15 protein-coding genes and 1 rRNA gene are annotated in these 16,916 nt (G+C 45.0%); 8 read left to right on the top strand and 8 right to left on the bottom strand.

The features are described from left to right. Window positions 1-71 precede the first annotated feature (71 nt). Together rrf and DKW60_RS14170 are read left to right on the top strand one after the other, a co-directional pair. Window positions 72-187, top strand: a 5S ribosomal RNA gene (gene rrf / locus DKW60_RS14175). 231 nt (window positions 188-418) lie between these two features. Continuing rightward, the gene (locus DKW60_RS14170; protein ID WP_109838313.1) at window positions 419-1,885 is read left to right on the top strand and encodes a hypothetical protein; all 1,467 of its coding nucleotides are present in this window, start codon (window positions 419-421) and stop codon (window positions 1,883-1,885) included. Between the two features lie 38 nt (window positions 1,886-1,923). Here the strand turns inward: DKW60_RS14170 and DKW60_RS14165 are convergent, their stop codons facing one another. The 3 genes from DKW60_RS14165 to DKW60_RS14155 form a co-directional block, all read right to left on the bottom strand. Beyond that, window positions 1,924-2,730, bottom strand: coding sequence for a hypothetical protein (locus DKW60_RS14165; RefSeq protein WP_181389708.1), 807 nt, complete (start codon window positions 2,728-2,730; stop codon window positions 1,924-1,926). Between the two features lie 57 nt (window positions 2,731-2,787). After that, window positions 2,788-3,360, bottom strand: coding sequence for a LemA family protein (locus DKW60_RS14160; RefSeq protein WP_109838311.1), 573 nt, complete (start codon window positions 3,358-3,360; stop codon window positions 2,788-2,790). Between the two features lie 124 nt (window positions 3,361-3,484). Then, window positions 3,485-6,472 (bottom strand): NAD-glutamate dehydrogenase domain-containing protein, encoded by a 2,988-nt coding sequence (locus DKW60_RS14155; protein WP_109838310.1) that lies wholly within the window; start codon window positions 6,470-6,472, stop codon window positions 3,485-3,487. A gap of 221 nt (window positions 6,473-6,693) precedes the next feature. Here DKW60_RS14155 and nadE point away from each other — a divergent pair, with 221 nt between their 5' ends. Beyond that, complete coding sequence (nadE, locus tag DKW60_RS14150) at window positions 6,694-7,485, top strand: NAD(+) synthase (protein ID WP_109838309.1); 792 nt, start codon at window positions 6,694-6,696, stop codon at window positions 7,483-7,485. A 26-nt stretch (window positions 7,486-7,511) separates the two neighbouring features. Here the strand turns inward: nadE and DKW60_RS14145 are convergent, their stop codons facing one another. Continuing rightward, the gene (locus DKW60_RS14145) at window positions 7,512-7,970 is read right to left on the bottom strand and encodes a YHS domain-containing (seleno)protein (RefSeq protein ID WP_109838308.1); all 459 of its coding nucleotides are present in this window, start codon (window positions 7,968-7,970) and stop codon (window positions 7,512-7,514) included. 200 nt (window positions 7,971-8,170) lie between these two features. Here DKW60_RS14145 and DKW60_RS14140 point away from each other — a divergent pair, with 200 nt between their 5' ends. From DKW60_RS14140 to DKW60_RS24055, 3 genes are all read left to right on the top strand, one after another. Then, window positions 8,171-9,040, top strand: a complete 870-nt coding sequence (locus DKW60_RS14140; RefSeq protein WP_109838307.1) for an aldose 1-epimerase — start codon at window positions 8,171-8,173, stop codon at window positions 9,038-9,040. A gap of 70 nt (window positions 9,041-9,110) precedes the next feature. Next, entirely contained in the window at window positions 9,111-9,833 is a 723-nt protein-coding gene (locus DKW60_RS14135) for a DUF6969 family protein (protein ID WP_109838306.1), read from the top strand. Further along, window positions 9,830-10,393, top strand: coding sequence for a c-type cytochrome (locus DKW60_RS24055; protein ID WP_219988765.1), 564 nt, complete (start codon window positions 9,830-9,832; stop codon window positions 10,391-10,393). The genes DKW60_RS14135 and DKW60_RS24055 overlap by 4 nt, the downstream gene beginning before the upstream one ends. Before the next feature lie 47 nt (window positions 10,394-10,440). Here the strand turns inward: DKW60_RS24055 and DKW60_RS14125 are convergent, their stop codons facing one another. From DKW60_RS14125 to DKW60_RS14110, 4 genes are all read right to left on the bottom strand, one after another. Beyond that, window positions 10,441-12,288 carry a sensor histidine kinase gene (locus DKW60_RS14125; protein ID WP_181389707.1) on the bottom strand — a complete coding sequence of 616 codons (1,848 nt, stop codon included), beginning with the start codon at window positions 12,286-12,288 and terminating at the stop codon, window positions 10,441-10,443. A 50-nt stretch (window positions 12,289-12,338) separates the two neighbouring features. Then, entirely contained in the window at window positions 12,339-12,983 is a 645-nt protein-coding gene (locus DKW60_RS14120; RefSeq protein ID WP_109838304.1) for a response regulator, read from the bottom strand. Window positions 12,984-13,608: 625 nt separating this feature from the next. Then, window positions 13,609-14,787: a glutathionylspermidine synthase family protein gene (locus tag DKW60_RS14115; RefSeq protein ID WP_109838303.1), complete on the bottom strand. Its 1,179-nt coding sequence runs from the start codon at window positions 14,785-14,787 to the stop codon at window positions 13,609-13,611. Window positions 14,788-14,790: 3 nt separating this feature from the next. Further along, window positions 14,791-15,435 carry a Cj0371 family chemotaxis-regulating polar lipoprotein gene (locus tag DKW60_RS14110; protein ID WP_219988764.1) on the bottom strand — a complete coding sequence of 215 codons (645 nt, stop codon included), beginning with the start codon at window positions 15,433-15,435 and terminating at the stop codon, window positions 14,791-14,793. A 182-nt stretch (window positions 15,436-15,617) separates the two neighbouring features. On the opposite strand from DKW60_RS14110, the gene ccmA reads away from it, so the two are divergent. Further along, window positions 15,618-16,244 carry a cytochrome c biogenesis heme-transporting ATPase CcmA gene (ccmA, locus tag DKW60_RS14105; protein ID WP_109838302.1) on the top strand — a complete coding sequence of 209 codons (627 nt, stop codon included), beginning with the start codon at window positions 15,618-15,620 and terminating at the stop codon, window positions 16,242-16,244. After that, window positions 16,237-16,908: a heme exporter protein CcmB gene (ccmB, locus tag DKW60_RS14100; protein WP_109838301.1), complete on the top strand. Its 672-nt coding sequence runs from the start codon at window positions 16,237-16,239 to the stop codon at window positions 16,906-16,908. Before ccmA ends, ccmB begins: the two co-directional genes overlap by 8 nt. Window positions 16,909-16,916 lie beyond the last annotated feature (8 nt).

Raw genomic sequence — 16,916 nt, 5'->3', positions numbered from 1 at the left:
AGACTGCTGGATTATTACTTATTCGTGATGGTGTGACTCCTGAGGGGGCGACAGCATCACACACCGGTTTTCCTGGTAACCATAGAGACATTGAACCACCTGATCCCATCCCGAACTCAGAAGTGAAAAGTGTCATCGCCGATGATAGTGTGGGGCTTCCCCATGTGAAAGTAGGTCATTGCCAGGATTTAATAGGAAGCCCTGTTGCAGTTTAGTCTGTGACAGGGCTTTTTTTATGCCCGGAATAGATGACATAGCATTACGCAGGGCGGGATGCTTGGTAGTCAGCGTGTTAGTCGTTATCTTTGAACTATCTGTTTTGTTATGTGAAGAATATCAGTGGTCGTTTCAAACTAAATGCCTCATCACTACGACCAATCGGCTATAGTAGAAACCAGCCTAATAAAAGGGAGTTATTATGGATAATGGCCTCATTACAACACACACGCTTTATCATCATCATGTTCGTGAATTGAAGAAAGCAAGGGAAGCGATTGAGCAAACAGAGAAATATTTAAATCCGAATAGTGAGCACTACCTTCCAGCTTATATAAAGCGTTTAGAAGCCATTGAAAAGTCGGATAACGATGTCGCGTTAAAGATTTCAACTGCTAAAACCAATTTCAAAAATTATACCGAGCGCGCTAATAAAGCACAGCAAGTGCTAGATAAACTACCAGTGACATTGACTGAGCTTGCAGCATCTAATGAGGTATTTCTCACACCTCCTAACCGTCAGCACGAATGCTTGTATATATTGGATGAGGAGACTTGTCATGCCAGCTGCATGGGCTGGGAGAGCGATGAAGAAATTGGTGAAACAACGGTACTATTCTCTGGCAAGCATGACATTGAGTTAGTAGAAGAGGCTCAGACGGATGCTGTAAGAGTTTGGCATGACAATGTGATGGTGAATAATTTAAAAATTACTGACCACCGTACCTACGATGATGCACATCGTGATGCCATCCAATTAATACCGCCAGCTAAGCATAAGATAGTGAATGGCAAAAAGCGGCGAATTGGAGACCAGTTAGCAGGCACCATAATGAGTGATGTTTGCATTCGTAGTTGTCAAATTGTTGCACCAAACGGGCCATTGCAAGGAATATTCGCAAGTGATGGAATGCATCGTAATCTGCGAATAATTAATAATGACATTACTACGAAAGGCTCACATTCTATTTCGATAGCGGGTCTTCTGACCGGTGGAGTGATTTCCGGAAATACTTTACGGCAGGTTGACGGTAATGATGCTCCTCAGGTACTTCTCTATCCAGCGCGAATAGGCGGGAATATGGCTGATGACGGTGTGGTAACGATACTGTCGTTCGCTCATGAAAAAGGACATGAAGTTGTAGAATATGGTGAAGTTGATACTGGATCTGACGCCAATAAGCTGATTGGCAGCGATGGAAAGGTAAGTGAGCTGCTGATAAGTGACTTACGCGGAAACATTCCATCTGACATTGCTCATTTATCGCTGGGAATCAGGAATTTCCATTATCATGCATATTTAAATGATTTCAGCGGCATGACTTACGCTGACTATGCAGAAACTGATCCTACAGGTGCTTTGCAGTTACAGGCATGGTTGAGACTGCGCTACGAAGAGTATACAGAAGGTCGAAGTAAAGGACATCCTCTAGGCCAGCCGAGCTATGAGCAACAAAATATTGCTAAACGGAATCTGGTGCCAGCCTTGGATGCTTTACGGGAAGGGAGCTTGAATAATGAGTATTTGAGTGAAATTTCCCACACCGCTATCCGAAGCTTTATCATGAAGCGTCTGGCTATCATGCATGGTGATGTAGAGCCTCTTAAGAATTTGGGAGGAAAGAATAAAAGACGTGAATTAGTGTTGCGCTTTTTGCTCGCAGAGTAAAAGAAGTTATTAGTTTGGGAGTGTTAGCTTGAACAGAGTTATCCAGAAAAAACTAAGGCCAACGCTCCCAGCACCGGCCAGGCAATAAGATGCCCCAGCATCATCATTGAATAACGTTTTAATAGTTGGTCAAGTGGAATACTCGATAGAATAAATGGGCGTCCATCTTTCGGTTTGTCCACAAGATGGGTTGCAGCCTGTTGGTATTCATAATCCAGATGGTCATCGATCGTGTGCTCTGCAGCGCCTCTGGCAACGAGCAGCTCTTGTGAATCAATCCTTCCATCACCATTCTTGTCGAACCTGCGAAGCATTTCATGTTGATCCTTTTTCCAGCTTCCTAATAAACTCAGAACGGCTTCACGTTTCTGTAAATCAGTTTTGTGGCCACTGACTGTTGTTAATTGCCCTAACACATAAACAGTTTGTCCGGGAAAAATAGCCCGAAATGTATTCTGACTTCGGTAATGAAGTGGGGTGATAATCTCAGCTTGGCGGGGGGCAATCGTGCAACTACCGAATTCATCATTGATTAAAAAATGTTGATTGCTGGTTTGATTAGGTGTGCTAAACCAAACCACCGGTGGTAGATGAAGTGGTCCGGGGCCTGTTTCACCCGGAAAGGTCATGGCTGAACCAATTAGCTCTGTGTAACCCTGTGATACCGTTCTAAGGGTTGATGTTGCTGTGTCATTAAGGGTGCGCCACCTTCTAAACAAGATGAGTGAGGCGATTAAGCTTAATATAGAGAGAATAACTAAGACATTGCTAGTTTGCTCTCTTGGAATTAACCAAAGAAAACATAGTGCAGCAGCCGGATAGAGAAAGCTGCTGAAAATAGCCACAAGCATTCCACGAAAAGCAAACAAGTACATACTAATAAATGTCTGAGTTATTTAGGTTTACTGGAATTGGTTAGCAACAGAGATATCGCCAAGTTCGTCAAGTTGAAACTCCATTAGTTGGAATTCTTCAAAGTTGAACACATTCGCTACAATGTTATCGGGGAATTGTTCACGACGAGTATTCATAACCGCTGCGGTTTCATTATAAAACTCACGACGATCTGAGACGCTGTCTTCCAGTGAAGTAATACGTGTTTGCAAGCGCAGGAATGCATCACTCGCTTTGAGCTCCGGGTAGTCTTCTGCGACAGCAAATAGCTTCATCAAGCTACTTTCCAGTTGATGCTCAGCGCCGCTTAACGCCTGCATATCACCCGCTTTTAGCGCCGCTTCTGCATTTTGTCTGGCAGCAACCACGCGAACTAGTGTTTCTTGTTCATACTGCATATGCTGTTTACAGGTATCGATCAGCTTAGGTAGCTCACTGTTTCGCTGCTTAAGCAGTACATCAATATTGCTCCAGGACTTCTTCGCATTATTTTTAAGCGCGACTAATTGGTTATAGATAGCGATTGCCCAGAGTAAAGGGGCGACGATAATGGAAGCGAATAGAATCAGTCCGATATTCATGATCAACCGTTATTATTGTTAGTGATATGACTTAGTTTAACAGCTGAACTATTGGTGTATTTTATTTTCCGATGACAGGGGTAAATGCCATTTGAGTGACACTTACCCCATATCGATGGTTTGTTTAGTTTGAGTCGATGCGTTTTAACTGGGCATCAATCAGGTCCTCGTACAAGCTATCATCATTACCTGCGTAAACCATCGCAGACGCCAACTTACTGGCGAGAATGGCATACTTCACCTTTTCCGGTAGACGGTCGATGCGATCATGCAGCCCCGGATTATTTTGGATCAATGCCGGCATGTGAGTGCGTAAAGCCTTACGGTGATCAGGTCGACCGCAGCGCTCCGGATTTGCCTGAAAGAATTCAAACATTCTGGCATAGTGCTGATTGATTTCGCGGCTAATCTTATTTGAAAGGTCAGTATAAGTGATCGTTCCTTTGAGTTCACGATGCCGCTTTAGAATGGCACGTGCTTCTTGCTCAGCCATGTGGTTCAGGATATCGATAACGTCAGCGACATATTCCTCTTTGCAGGCAAGAAACTCTTCATCACTAAACATCAGGTTGGCAATAATCTCGTAGGACGAGGAGATAACACCGCATTTATTAGCGGATGCATCCCGCATAATCACCACGCCATTTTGCTGGAGAAAAGTTCGCGCTGGTGGTGTGATAAACGAGTTAGCGCCCTCGATAATGACTTGTGCGCTTGGCTTACCATCTTCCTTAAGGAAACGCTCAACATTGCTGCTATCAATTGTCTCAGGTCGCCCACCGGCAGGAATAAACAAATCGGTTTCAACGGTAAATACTAAGTTGTTAAAGAGTTTGTAGAAGGCATCTGTTGATATCCATTCTTCCTCCGGACCGTTATCTGTCATGGTGACTTTGCGATAAAGAACACTCATGCCTTGCTTTTGTGTCTGCGTGCGGTAGATCATAAATCCACCCGTGTGCAACGCAGTGGTATCAAATGCTTCCACATCGGACTTAAGAACAACGTTACTCATCGCTGCTTTATCGAGTCCTTCAGGGTCAAACAACGCACCGCTGCCATCAATGATCAGTTTGATCTGGACTAATGGGCAACGCTCATACAGTAGACGCATAGCATTGCCCGCCACATCGCCATTTGGTCCGCCAGTAAATTTCACACTGAACGGGTCATTGTGCATATTTATGCCCATTTCCTGCATGGTCACTTCAGCAAATCGAATGACACCGATTGAGGTAACACCGTAGTCTTTATGATTAATGCCGACTAATTTGCTCGACATAATACCGCTGCCAAGCACATAGCCTCTGTCTGCTGCTGTTTTGGCAATCAGCTCGATCATCACGTTATGCATGTTTTCATCAGGGCCCAATTCAATGGGCTCATCCTGACCATAATAGTCAACGACACGGGTGTCTTTCGCTAAACCACCTTCAGTGATGTACAGATCCAAAAAGGCATTGATAAATCCAAACTGCAGTTTATATAAGTACTGCTGTCTTTGTTCTGCGGTTGAGCGAGGATCGATATTTAATATGGCCACCATTTTGGAGCCACCTTCATAAATATCTTTATTTTTTAAATGTTGTGTATGGGCCAGTACATAGTTTTCTTTAAAGATAGTGCTTGCACTCGTGATGTAATCGTCACGACTTTGAGTGATCAGGGTACGCCATCCACCGCGCGCAATATCAGAAAAACCAATGTGATAACCAGATCCGCGACGCCCTGCGAAGTATGTGATACGGAACGGACGATCAGCAGGAAGGTCTTTAGTAAAATGAGGCTCTAAGTCTTCAAGATATTTTGGATCTAATCTAAACGCGAGCGCGTGCTTTTCTGGTACAAAGAAATTGGTCTTCAGACAGAAGCGAATAAAGGATGTCGCACAGCGGAAAATAGTACGACGATAGTTATCCAAAACTCTGCGGCCCGAATTGAAGGACTCAACAAATTCCAGCGTCTGTTTGAGCGTACTTTCGTAGTCATCCTTACGGCTTAGCGTGTCTAGCTCCGGGTCAAAACGTGTGTAAAAGAGTTTGACCAGCTGTGTGGTGATGTCAGGGTTATTATGAAAAGCTGGCATAATGCTTTCCAAGTCATAAATATCCGGTGCGCTATGAGCGAGATTAGTGTGGCAAAAGCCAATCATCGCCGAGACCAGAGTAGCATCATTACCCGTCATCATTCCGGTTTCTACAAGCTGTCCGTAGCTGGTCGACGCGGTGGATAATATTTGAGTGTTATAAAGCTCACGTTTGAGTAAAGAATACAGCGGGCTTCCGGCATTGAGTGGTTGTTTATCGCGTGGTTTGACATAGAATGTTGACAAGAAGTAAGGAGAAATTCCACTGTGAATGGTCAACGCATAAGAACGCTTTACACTGATGTTGAGGCGTTGAAAAACCTCCAGTAGCTGTGAAAGAAAACCAGAATGAGGCGGGTTAGTAACCCCAAATGAAATTCGATACTCATCATGATTAGTCGTTTCACGGCGAAGATAAATACCGCCATTGTGTTCTGTGGCATGGAATAGGTGTAATAAACGTGCTACCCGATCTGCCGGAGAGTCACGAACATACTCTTCGTCATTGAGCCACAAGGTTTGCAGAAGTCCGGGCACTTCAGTGAGATTAAACTCAGCATCTAAAACGAGCATCGCATCCGTCACTTGCTGACTGATTGCTTCGGGGATCTGAGTGATTGTTTTTTCTGTAATTGGCGTCTCAGTGTCAAGGCTGAAATCACAACGCATCACTTCTAAATTCTTATCACAGCCCGGCAGCGGCGAAAAAGAAGTCGTGATTTCTAAATATTTGATATTACGTTCGGGCAGGTCATGAAGTGTGTGATACAGCGACCCTTTTTCATCAACCTGAGCCAACATTAGGCAGTCAGGTCTGTCGACCAGTGTCAGTCGGGTAAATCGTTCCAGATTATGCAGGCTTAGGGCCAGCAGTGATAATGCATCGGATTCATCTTGATTTAGTCTCAGGAAGTAAGGGCTCATTTCAGTCTTGAGCCAACTGAAGTTAGCACTGAGTTGCTGATTGGAGTCACTTACTTTGCGGTTTAATTCTTCTACGATCTGATCTGTCGTGTTCAGATTCATGATGATTATCCTCGTAAAGGTATTTCTCGATTTCCTGATTTAATACTACTCCTTTGTGGGTAGGCGTAAATACTTTATTGTCACTGTTCTGGCGTTGATTGTTCTGATATTTCGCGTTATTTAGTAAAATCCTCGCCTCTGGAGATGAATCAAAGTGAGGTGATTTATTCCTGATTATTGCTTACCATAGTGACTTACTCTCAAAGTTAGGGCATGGCTCAATGAATAACGAAGCAGTAATAGAACACATAGTAGCGTGGATGAAAGACTATGTTGAAAAATCCCGTACCAAAGGTTTTGTGGTCGGCGTGTCAGGCGGTATTGACTCGGCGCTAACCTCAACACTAGCGGCTAAAACTGGCTTACCGACGTTATGTTTGGAGATGCCGATTCATCAAGCTGCCTCACAAGTCACCAGAGCGCGGGAGCATATTTCTGAGCTTGAAGCGAAGTATCCTAATGTGTCATCGGTAGAGGTTGATTTAACACCGGTGTTTGATCAGTTCATCGCTAGCTTACCAGCGGTCGAGAAGGAAGAAGACCGTTTCCTGTCTTTGGCAAATGCACGTGCCCGTCTGAGAATGACTAGCCTGTATTATTTTGCCGGGCTGCATAATTACATCGTGGCAGGTACTGGAAACAAGGTGGAAGACTTTGGTGTTGGCTTCTATACGAAGTATGGTGATGGTGGGGTCGATATCAGCCCGATCGCTGATCTGATGAAGACAGAGGTGTTTTCATTAGCAAAAACGCTTGGTGTTATCGAGGCTATTCAGGTGGCAAAACCGACGGATGGTTTGTGGGGTGATGATCGTTCTGATGAGGACCAGATCGGTGCATCTTATCCGGAACTTGAGTGGGCGATGGAGTACGACTCAGCTAAGCAGCCGGAATCATCATTATCAGAACGTGAGAAAGAAGTATTGGCGATATACACGCGTTTGAATCGTGCGAATCAGCATAAGATGAATCCGATTCCTGTGTGTGAAATTCCAGCTGACCTAAAAGCATAAGACGATTAGGGCAGCTGGTTGGTAGATTATTCTGCTAAGAGTGCAGGCCATTTTGCATCAGCTGCTTTAATGTTGCCCAGAATATCCTGGCTCCATTGTGCCTGAACGTTCTTGTCGTAGTTCAGGTACAGTTTACCGTCTTCTATGTGCCAAGCTTCAGGGTCTGTTTTTACAGCGGACCCCTGAGCAACTGCCCATGCACAGTAGCCACCGTATTGAGGGGCATATTTTTCAGGGTCTGCTATAAAGTCCTGTTTGTTTTCCTCGCTACTAAAGTACCACTTGGCACCGTTCCATTCGTGGACAAAATCATTGTCACCTTCAACCGCTTTATTATCTTTGAAATAGGCAACAGGATCGTAGCCATCGATGGCACTTCCAAATAAGTTGCTATGGATAGGGTCTATTGCATATGCACTGCTACTGATAAAAAAGCTAAGAAGGAATGCCAGAGGCCAGAGAAGAATTTTTTTAATGTTAGGCATGATGGTGTTCTCATTGGTAGTAAAAAAGGTCGGGGCCAAAAGTGGAGTGTAGGGAAGTTCAACCCCGACATGACTGCTTATACGTCGACGTTTCAAAAACAGATTCGAATGTGTACAGATTTATTCTGATGTAGCTGGGAATGACGTATGATTCTGAAGCTGATTAACCGGGTATCAAGTGCTTTATAAAGGAGGTTGCCATGTTTGAAATTAGTACGTCACAAGCCAGAGTACAAGTCAGGGAAGATCTTGGCGCAGCTGTTGCTAGTTATAATTTAGTCGATGGCCGGGCGGTATTCAGGCCGGCACCGACAGATGCCGCTGATGAGTTTGATATGGCCTGTAATATCATGCTGCCGTGGTGTAACCGTATTTCAGATGGCGGCTTTTATGTCGATGATGTGTTTTATCCATTGGCACCTAATCGTGAAGGTGATGCGCTGCCGCTGCATGGGAATGCTTTTCAACAGGTCTGGACGTTGAAAGCGCAAACAGAATCTTCGGTGACCCTGACACTGGAATCAACATCACTTACGCCTTTTCACTATTTGGCTGAGGTCACTTATGTACTGCATGGGGCGGACTTAGCGGTGAAATTATCAGTCAAGAACCTGAGTAATATCCGTTTGCCCTATGGTGTTGGTCTGCATCCTTGGTTTATACAAGAACCGGATACTTTGTTAACAACATCGACCGAGACGGTTATTCTGACTGATCAGTCACAATTGCCGGTCAAGAGCGTTTCATTAGAGGAGGTGCCAGAGTGGGACTTCAGGACTCAGCAGCATCTGCCAAAAGATGGATTTGATCATTGTTTTACAGGCTGGAGTCGTGAGGCATTGATCAGTTGGCCGTCAAGGCAATTACAACTCAATATTCAGGCAGATGAGGCCTTATCGTATTGCCATATTTACTCAAGAAATAATCGCGAGGACTTTTTTTGTTTTGAGCCGGTGTCTCATCCATTAAATGCACATAACTGGCCTGACCGTTCATTATCAACGCTGAAAATCCTTGAACAAGGAGAGGTTTTCTTGACTAGCTGTGTATTTAAACCTTCACAAATCTGACAATCCTGCATCTAATTAAAATGACCCCGCGTATACAGATCAGGATTTCATCTGGAAAGATTTTTTGATTATGACTGAGTTGTCTTCTTTACCTATTTCAACACTCGAGATATTGGCGAACGCAGGGTCACAGGTACATGAGTCCATGTCTACCCTGAATAAGGCGTCGCTAAATCTGGTTGGAGAATGCCTGAAAGGGCAGGGTGAATTTTACGAACTCTCGCATTACCCGCAGGATGATGTGTATGACGCAGATTCCAAATCCCAATATTATTTTCATACGCACCGAGGTTTGAATGAAGAGTATGGTCATTTCCATACGTTCATGCGGGCTGCTGGTATGCCCAAACATGTTGTGCCTGTTGATAATACGGGGAATGAGGTCTGGCCTGCTGGCCAAGATGCATTATCCCATCTGGTTTGTATTTCCATGACTCAGGATGGTGAGCCAATGGGGTTGTTCACAACCAACCGTTGGGTAACAGGAGAGACGTGGTACAAGGCTGAGGATGTAGTGACAATGCTGGATACCTTTGAGGTTGATCATGCCTTTCCTAATCTTGCAGTGAATCAATGGATTAGCTCAATGTTTCGGCTTTACAAGTTTGAAATGATTGAGTTGTTGAATGAGCGTGATCGCACCATTGAACAATGGAAAACGCAGCATCCTGATCAAGATGTTTTTGAAGATCGAAATCTGGAAATAACAAGTTATATAACAATTAATGTTGATCGCAAGATTGACCAAATACAACAGGCCTTGCTGAGTAGGCTTCCGGAGAAGAGAAGATGAAAAAAACGTTTAAGATGACGCCAGTGTCAATGGCGGTTGCTGCTGCATTTGTCGGTGTAACGGCGATTTCTGCCCCTGTTCTTGCTGAGAAATTAGCAAATCCTATTGTTCTGGCAGCAGCAAATCCATGCGCTGCTAAGAATCCATGCGCTGCTAAGAATCCATGTGCTGCTAAAAACCCATGTGCAGCAGGTGGAATCACTGTAGAGAGCATAACGCGCCCTGAAGGTGTGAAAGCCTACGAAGGCGATAAGAACGAATTGTTAGCCTATGGCGCTAAGCTTTGGGAAGATAAATCAATCAGTTCGAATGGTCTGTCATGTGCAACGTGTCATACCGGTTACAACACATTAAGTGCCAGCTTTGCACTGCCGTACCCCCACAAAATCTCAATGGTCAAAGCCCAAATAGGTGTTGATCTGATGGTCGACGCTGAGCAAATTGTACAGTTCTGTATGATGTCACCGATGGCTGCAGAACCATTTGCCTGGGACTCTAAAGAACTAGCCGCATTAACAACGTTTGTAACCGAGTTCCAGAAAGGTTATAAGCCGAAGTAAGCTGTCTGAAATTACTGTCAGGCACTTGTTTTAAGTGTCTGACAGCGTCATAGGTGTTGACTGACAGGTATTTCTAAGCGTACCGAGACACCTGCATTGATTGTGGCATCGATAAAAAGCTCTCCTCCAATCAAGTCAGCTCGCTTTTGCATATTCAGTAGACCACGCCCGGTTACTTTAGTCGGTAGGGTCCCGCATCCATCATCATTGACGATAATACAGGCATATTGAGTTCCATCCTGTTTCGAAATCAACTCGGTAGAAATCGTGAGGTTATCTGCATCACTGTGCTTAATAGCGTTTGTGATTGCTTCTTGGATAATCCGCATGGTATTCAAAACCTTTGCCGGTCCAAAATTATCAATCCTCGGCAACTCCTCCACCCGCCAATGAAGCTTGAGTTTGGCATTGGCGAACTGATCAGAAAGTCGCATTCTCAGCATGCCAAGTAGCGTCGGTAAGTCATCAGACTCCTCATCCAAAGAGTCAATCACCATTCTCAAATCCTGCAGTGCGTATTTTATATCAGCTTTGAGTTGGGTCTGTGCGACTTTTCCCGAGTCCAGGTTTGCCAGTATGGCGACCAGCTGTCCTCCTATACCATCGTGTATGTCGCGCATGATTCGCTGGCGTTCTTCAGCTACAGTGTATTTACGCATTAGCTTTTGTACTTGGCGGTAACTGTATTCCATATCACTGGTATTGCGATGTACCTCAGCTTGTAATTGCCGATTGTAATGCTCTACGACATTCATACTTTGTACAAAGCGTGTGATTAGTGTGGTCGCAATAACAACAACCACTAATAAAGCCGCGAAGTGAATCATATAGGGTGACTGCTTGGGGAGAACCTCCAAGGCCAGTAATAAGTCATGGCTGCCAAAGACAATAATGGCGAAACCTCCCATAAAAATAGGGACTAGTCGATCTTGTTTGGTTCGCGCGTAGTGATCATATAAAAAATACAGTGCGTAAATACCCATCAGTGCAATGGCTGGACTCCAGATAAAGTAGGCATAAAACATGATCCAGTCGAGGTCTTGCCAGAGAAAAGGCAGGGTAAGGGTGCCAACATAAGTAAGTAGGCTCCGTTCGGCTTTTACGGAGAAGCGTCCCTCGTAGCGATGAATAAATAAGATGACAGACAGCATGGAGTAGCCAAACGCAATAGGTGACAGCGTTTCCCAAAGTACTGTGGGTATGGGGAGGTTTCTGAGAAAATGGTTGTAGTCGTGAAATACCCAAAGCAATGAGAAGATGGCGTACCACAAATAGTAGGTGTCTGACTGTCTCAGTAACCACAAAATACTAATAAAAATACTACTGAACAACAGGCATAAGGTGATCACCATGACTAAGTCGATATGCAGATGTTTATTCAGTGAGGCATGATTTTTTAGCAGCTGCTCAGGGCCAATGTAAACATCACCCAAGTAATTCTTTTGAGGAACTTCCCCGACAAGATGAATCGCCAGAGTGTTTACCTGTTGCAGCAGACTGCTATCAAAATTGAATATCAGATTATGATTTCGGTTACGCGTCACTGGTTGGCGCATACTGCCGCCGTTGCCTAACCACTGCTTATTTAAGTAAATCTCGGCGTTTTGTGAGAGTCTTGGTAGATAAACCGCATGCTTTTGGTTGGCCACATTGTTAGTGCTAAAGGACACTAAGTACCAAAGACTCGTCGCATTTAACTGTCCAGGAGTGTCCCAGTCGGGCAGGGTGACAGTTTTTTTATCCAGAAGTGGTAGTGCTTCCGGGTCTGTCACTGGCGATGCAATGACGTGTGCTTCACTGAGTCGTAATTGTTCGGGTAGCTCGGGCAGCCAGAAGTAGCTGAAATAAATAGCGCCGATCAGGTAGATGAAAAAGAAGGCCAGCCAAGCTCTCATGGAGTGTCCAATATTGTGCCCTGGGCTAATTAACCTCCTTAACATAGCGCTTAGATTAGATTCATCTTTAAGGCCTCGAACACTGCTTCAGCCCTGGAATTAACCGATAACTTCCGGTAGATATTTTTAACGTGAGTTGCCACGGTGTGGTAGGACAGACCCTCCATTTCAGCTATTTCCTGCGAGGTGTAGCCTTTGGCCACTTTTTGCAGAACTTGCTGTTCTCGCTTCGTCAGCTTTTCCAGCAGTTGTTCTTCAGGGCGGAAATGTTTCATCAGATGTCGTGCAATGCTGGGGCTAATGGGTGCTCCACCAGCAGCTAAGTCGATAATAGCTGTTTCGATTTGGATCGACTCATCGTCTTTGAGCAGATAACCACTTGCACCAGCAGCAATCGCTTTCAGGATATGATTTTCATCACCAAACACGCTGATCACCATAATCGCAGTATCGTGACCGGATTGATTCACTAGTTGAATAAGCTCCAGGCCGTTGCCGTCCGGCAGGTCTAAGTCCACAAGTAGCACGTCAGGTACCGACTGATTCAGGACCGACTTGGCGCTTGATACCGTTGCACAGCTTGCCAGTAAGCTGAGCTGATCATTATCCTCAACTACGCCAGACAGACGTGCACGGATAAGATCGTCATCTTCTACTAGCATGACTGAAATGGAGGTTTTCTCTTCTTCACTCATAGGTCATGTCGTCTACATAGAATAAGTGTACTGATAGAAAGAGGTACGGTCTCAACACTAGCACAGTTCGCTGGTTTGAGTGAGGGTCACTCGTATCAGTGGGGGCATAAGTTTGGCTGGATACCTAAAACTAGGGAGTGGCCTATCTTGAACTAGGGAGTGGCCTATCTTGGTGAGAGGGTTATCTTAGCTTGTAATGTAGTACGAGCGTTGATTTTAGTTGCTGGAATAAAGTTTACTTAAAAGATATTTTTCTATGTTAGGCTTATAATGGTGTTTATTTGTTTGTTAATCTAGCTAAATTACCTTTTAATGTTTTTTTTCTTCCTGAATTCCTCTTTTTTATGGGTGAAGTCTTCACTAATTCAAGGTAAACTCAAAGGACGAGTTTAGAGCGTGTTTTGTAGATTATGCACTGGATTGGGTAAGTGTGAGTCCCACTACGGTTGGTGATTATCTCTGTTAGCAGTATCGAAACGCCTTTGCGATGCTGAACCACTAACAGATGGGAATTGGCAGCCACCATAAGCAAAAATTATAAGTTGTTAGGGAGTTTAATGCTCCGCCACCCTACTGGCGGAGCATTTTTTATGGTGCCAACACTGACGTGGGCGAAGCGGAGTGCTTACCGGATTACGTGAGGGACAAAAGTAGCAGTGTCATTCAGGATTTTAGGGCCACGGCGGAATCCCAGACCACAAGCTTCCCAGGCAAAGAATACACCTGCCTGATAAGCGCGGCCTTCACTATCACTCGCCAGCTCTGCGTACTCCTGATACACCATCGGGTGAACATCATAAGGGCCATCGGTAGATTCTTCGACGCCACCTTGTTGATCGAGTATGGCCACGTTTGCACCTTCCCGGCCAAACACTGGCTTTGATACCTGTTTCACACCTTCTAAAGGTTGGTAGTCGGTTGCCAGCAAGTACGGTGAATCAGGGAACAAGTCATACAACACTTTTAAAATGCCCTTGCTCTGGAACATCAAAGTGTAAGCCGGGTTGATAAATACGCTGGTACGCTTGCGTGCGGTTTCTGTGAGTAAATCAATTAACTCAGGCTCATCCGCTGCCATGTCTTCCCAAGGCCATAATTTAAACCAGAAGTTAGTTAACTCCTGATCTTTATTAAAGACGCCTTCATCCGGAAGGAAGCCGGCCTCATCGATATAGCAAAAATCAGTACTGTAACCTGCGTCAATTGCAATACGTTGTAATAATCGGGTGGTTTGCTCATCCTCAGGTAAATCGCGTACGCTAGAGAATAAAATCCGCTCACCGTTATAGTACTCATCGAACTTTTCCAAGCCGTCATCGTTAGTGATGAGGCGACGGAAATTATCACGAATCATTTCATAGGCATTGTTAAACTGTGCTTCTTCATCCATGCCATTACTTTTCAGTAAAGCCCACTGGATAATGCAGGTTTCAAACAAGCTGGTAGGCGTGTCGGCATTGAATTCCAACAGTTTTATGGGTTTACCATCGATGCCACCAGCAAAGTCAAAGCGCCCATACAGGTGCCAATCATCATCATCCCAGCTGAGTTTAATCAACTGAATCATGCTTTCAGGAATGCCTAGTTCTTCAAACAGGTCATTATCAATAATATGTTGCCCGGCTTCAGCGAACATATCGTAAAGTTCATTAGCTGCTGCATAGTAAGCTTCGGCTTCTTGCTCAGAAACGGGTAATAACTCCGGCGCAACATAAGCAGACCCATCAGGGTCTGTGTGCCAGGTAAAACCAATTTCTTCCATTAGTGCTTCACTAACAGGTTCTATCTGTTGGGTTGTTAGCACAGATTAACCTCCGAAAGAGCCGGTACGTGAACTTGATGAGGTGCTGCGAGTACCACCACCAAACCCAGTGCGTGGTTTAGCTGACGCTTTGGGTGCTGAGCGCGCGCGCTGATTGGCACTTGAAACAGTTGCTGCCGGACGTGTGCTCGCACTGGTCCGCGCTTTTGCGTTTGCGTTATTGGCTAGCTTATTAGCGATCATTCCACCGATTAGAGAGCCAGCAGCACTGGCCAGAATCATTTCTCCCAGACCTAAACCACCACCCGCACTCGCGGTTGGTTCTTTAGTCAGTTCTGATGTGCCGGCTTCTACTTTTTCAGCTTCTGCTTTTGCCAGCGCGGTTAATTCTTCGTTGCTAAGAATCTTTTCGTTACCGTCCATAGTTTTTAACACGGCACGGGTTGGGCCTGATGTTTGGTGACGCTCAGCCAGCTCATACTTGTCCGGGTTCGCTGAGATTTGCTCAATCACCAAAAAGTAATTCTGGGTTTGGAGGTCTTGTTCAAGTTGTGCGATTTCTTGTTGAGTTTGTGGCTGTTGAGCCGGCTGCTCTGGCACATCTGGCGCGCAGCCCTGAAGACCCGCAACTACAGTGAGTCCCAGACTTCCAACCATTGAATAAGAAACCGCTTTTTTGATGTGTATCATGACTTCGTCCGTTAATTAAATTTAGAATTGCCGATACTATATGGTTCTGTCCCTACCAATTTCAAGCATCAGGCGACTATTGCCTAAACTAATATGGAATATTTCGCAATGAGACCACGCATTTCATTACAACGGTGCTTCTTATATAATCGCACTCTTTATCTACTGTCGAAGTATCAATCGTGACGTTATCCGTAAAACAGTTGCAATGCAGCCGCGGTGATTTGTGCCTGTTTCAGGACTTGTCTCTGGAGTTGCAGGCAGGCCAGCTACTGCGGCTCGAAGGCAAAAATGGCAGTGGAAAAACGACACTATTACGGACGCTATGTGGTTTATTCATGGCGGATGAAGGCGAGATATTGTGGCGTGGCGAGTCGATAAGAAAAACACCGGAAGTTTACTATCGGGAGTTATTTTATCTAGGTCACCAAAATGCGCTAAAACTAGATCTCAATCCCCTTGAAAATTTGCAGGTATTATCCCGCTTGGTTGGGCAGAATGTTTCAGAGGAAGTGATTGAAATAGCATTGGCAAAAATGGGACTGGCAGGCTACGAAGATGTACCGGTCCGAAAACTGTCTCAGGGTCAAAAGCGACGAGTTGCACTGAGCCGTTTACTTATTAATGAAGCCCCATTATGGGTGTTGGATGAGCCATTTGTAGCCCTTGACGTGGCAGCCGTGGAATTATTGCAATCGATCATTGTCCAGCATGTGCAGGATGGCGGCATGGTGATACTCACAACGCATCAGGCAGTGCCTTTACCTGAAACAAAAATGCAGCGGCTATCATTGGATCGTTATGTTTAAATCATTTTTAACGCTGTTGAAGCGAGATCTGATGTTGGCCCTTCGTCGCAAAAGTGATGTCTTTACGGTGCTGTTCTTCTTCGTCATTGTTATCAGTATTTTCCCGCTGGGCGTAGGTTTTGAAGCAGATACGTTACGTAAAATTGCACCGGGAGTGGTATGGGTAGCAGCATTGCTTGCATCTACTTTGGCGCTGGAACGTATCTTTGCTAATGACTTTGCTGACGGTACCTTAGAGCAAATGCTAATGACGCCTCAGCCGCTGTCGGTGTTGGTATTTGCCAAAGTCATCGCACACTGGTTGCTGACGGGATTACCTTTGGTATTGATCGCACCATTGGCAGGCTTGCAATATCATCTGTCACTCCCGACGATTGGCACCTTGATGCTGGTGCTACTGATTGGGACACCGGTGTTAAGTATGATTGGTGCAATTGGCGCAGCATTGACACTAGGATTGCGCGGCGGTGGCGTATTGATCTCTTTACTGGTATTACCGCTGTATATACCGGTATTGGTATATGGTGCCGGAGCAATCTCTGCGAGTATGCAAGGTGACGTTCCATTACAGGCATACTATTTATTGTTGTCAGCGTTTTTGCTGCTGGCATTGGTTTTCGCGCCGTGGGCTACCGCAGCGGCATTGCGTATTTCGGTGGAATAGGATTACAG

The organism is Leucothrix pacifica (genome assembly GCF_003172875.1).
GTDB lineage: Bacteria > Pseudomonadota > Gammaproteobacteria > Thiotrichales > Thiotrichaceae > Leucothrix > Leucothrix pacifica.
This window is presented reverse-complemented; position numbering and strand designations above follow the sequence as displayed.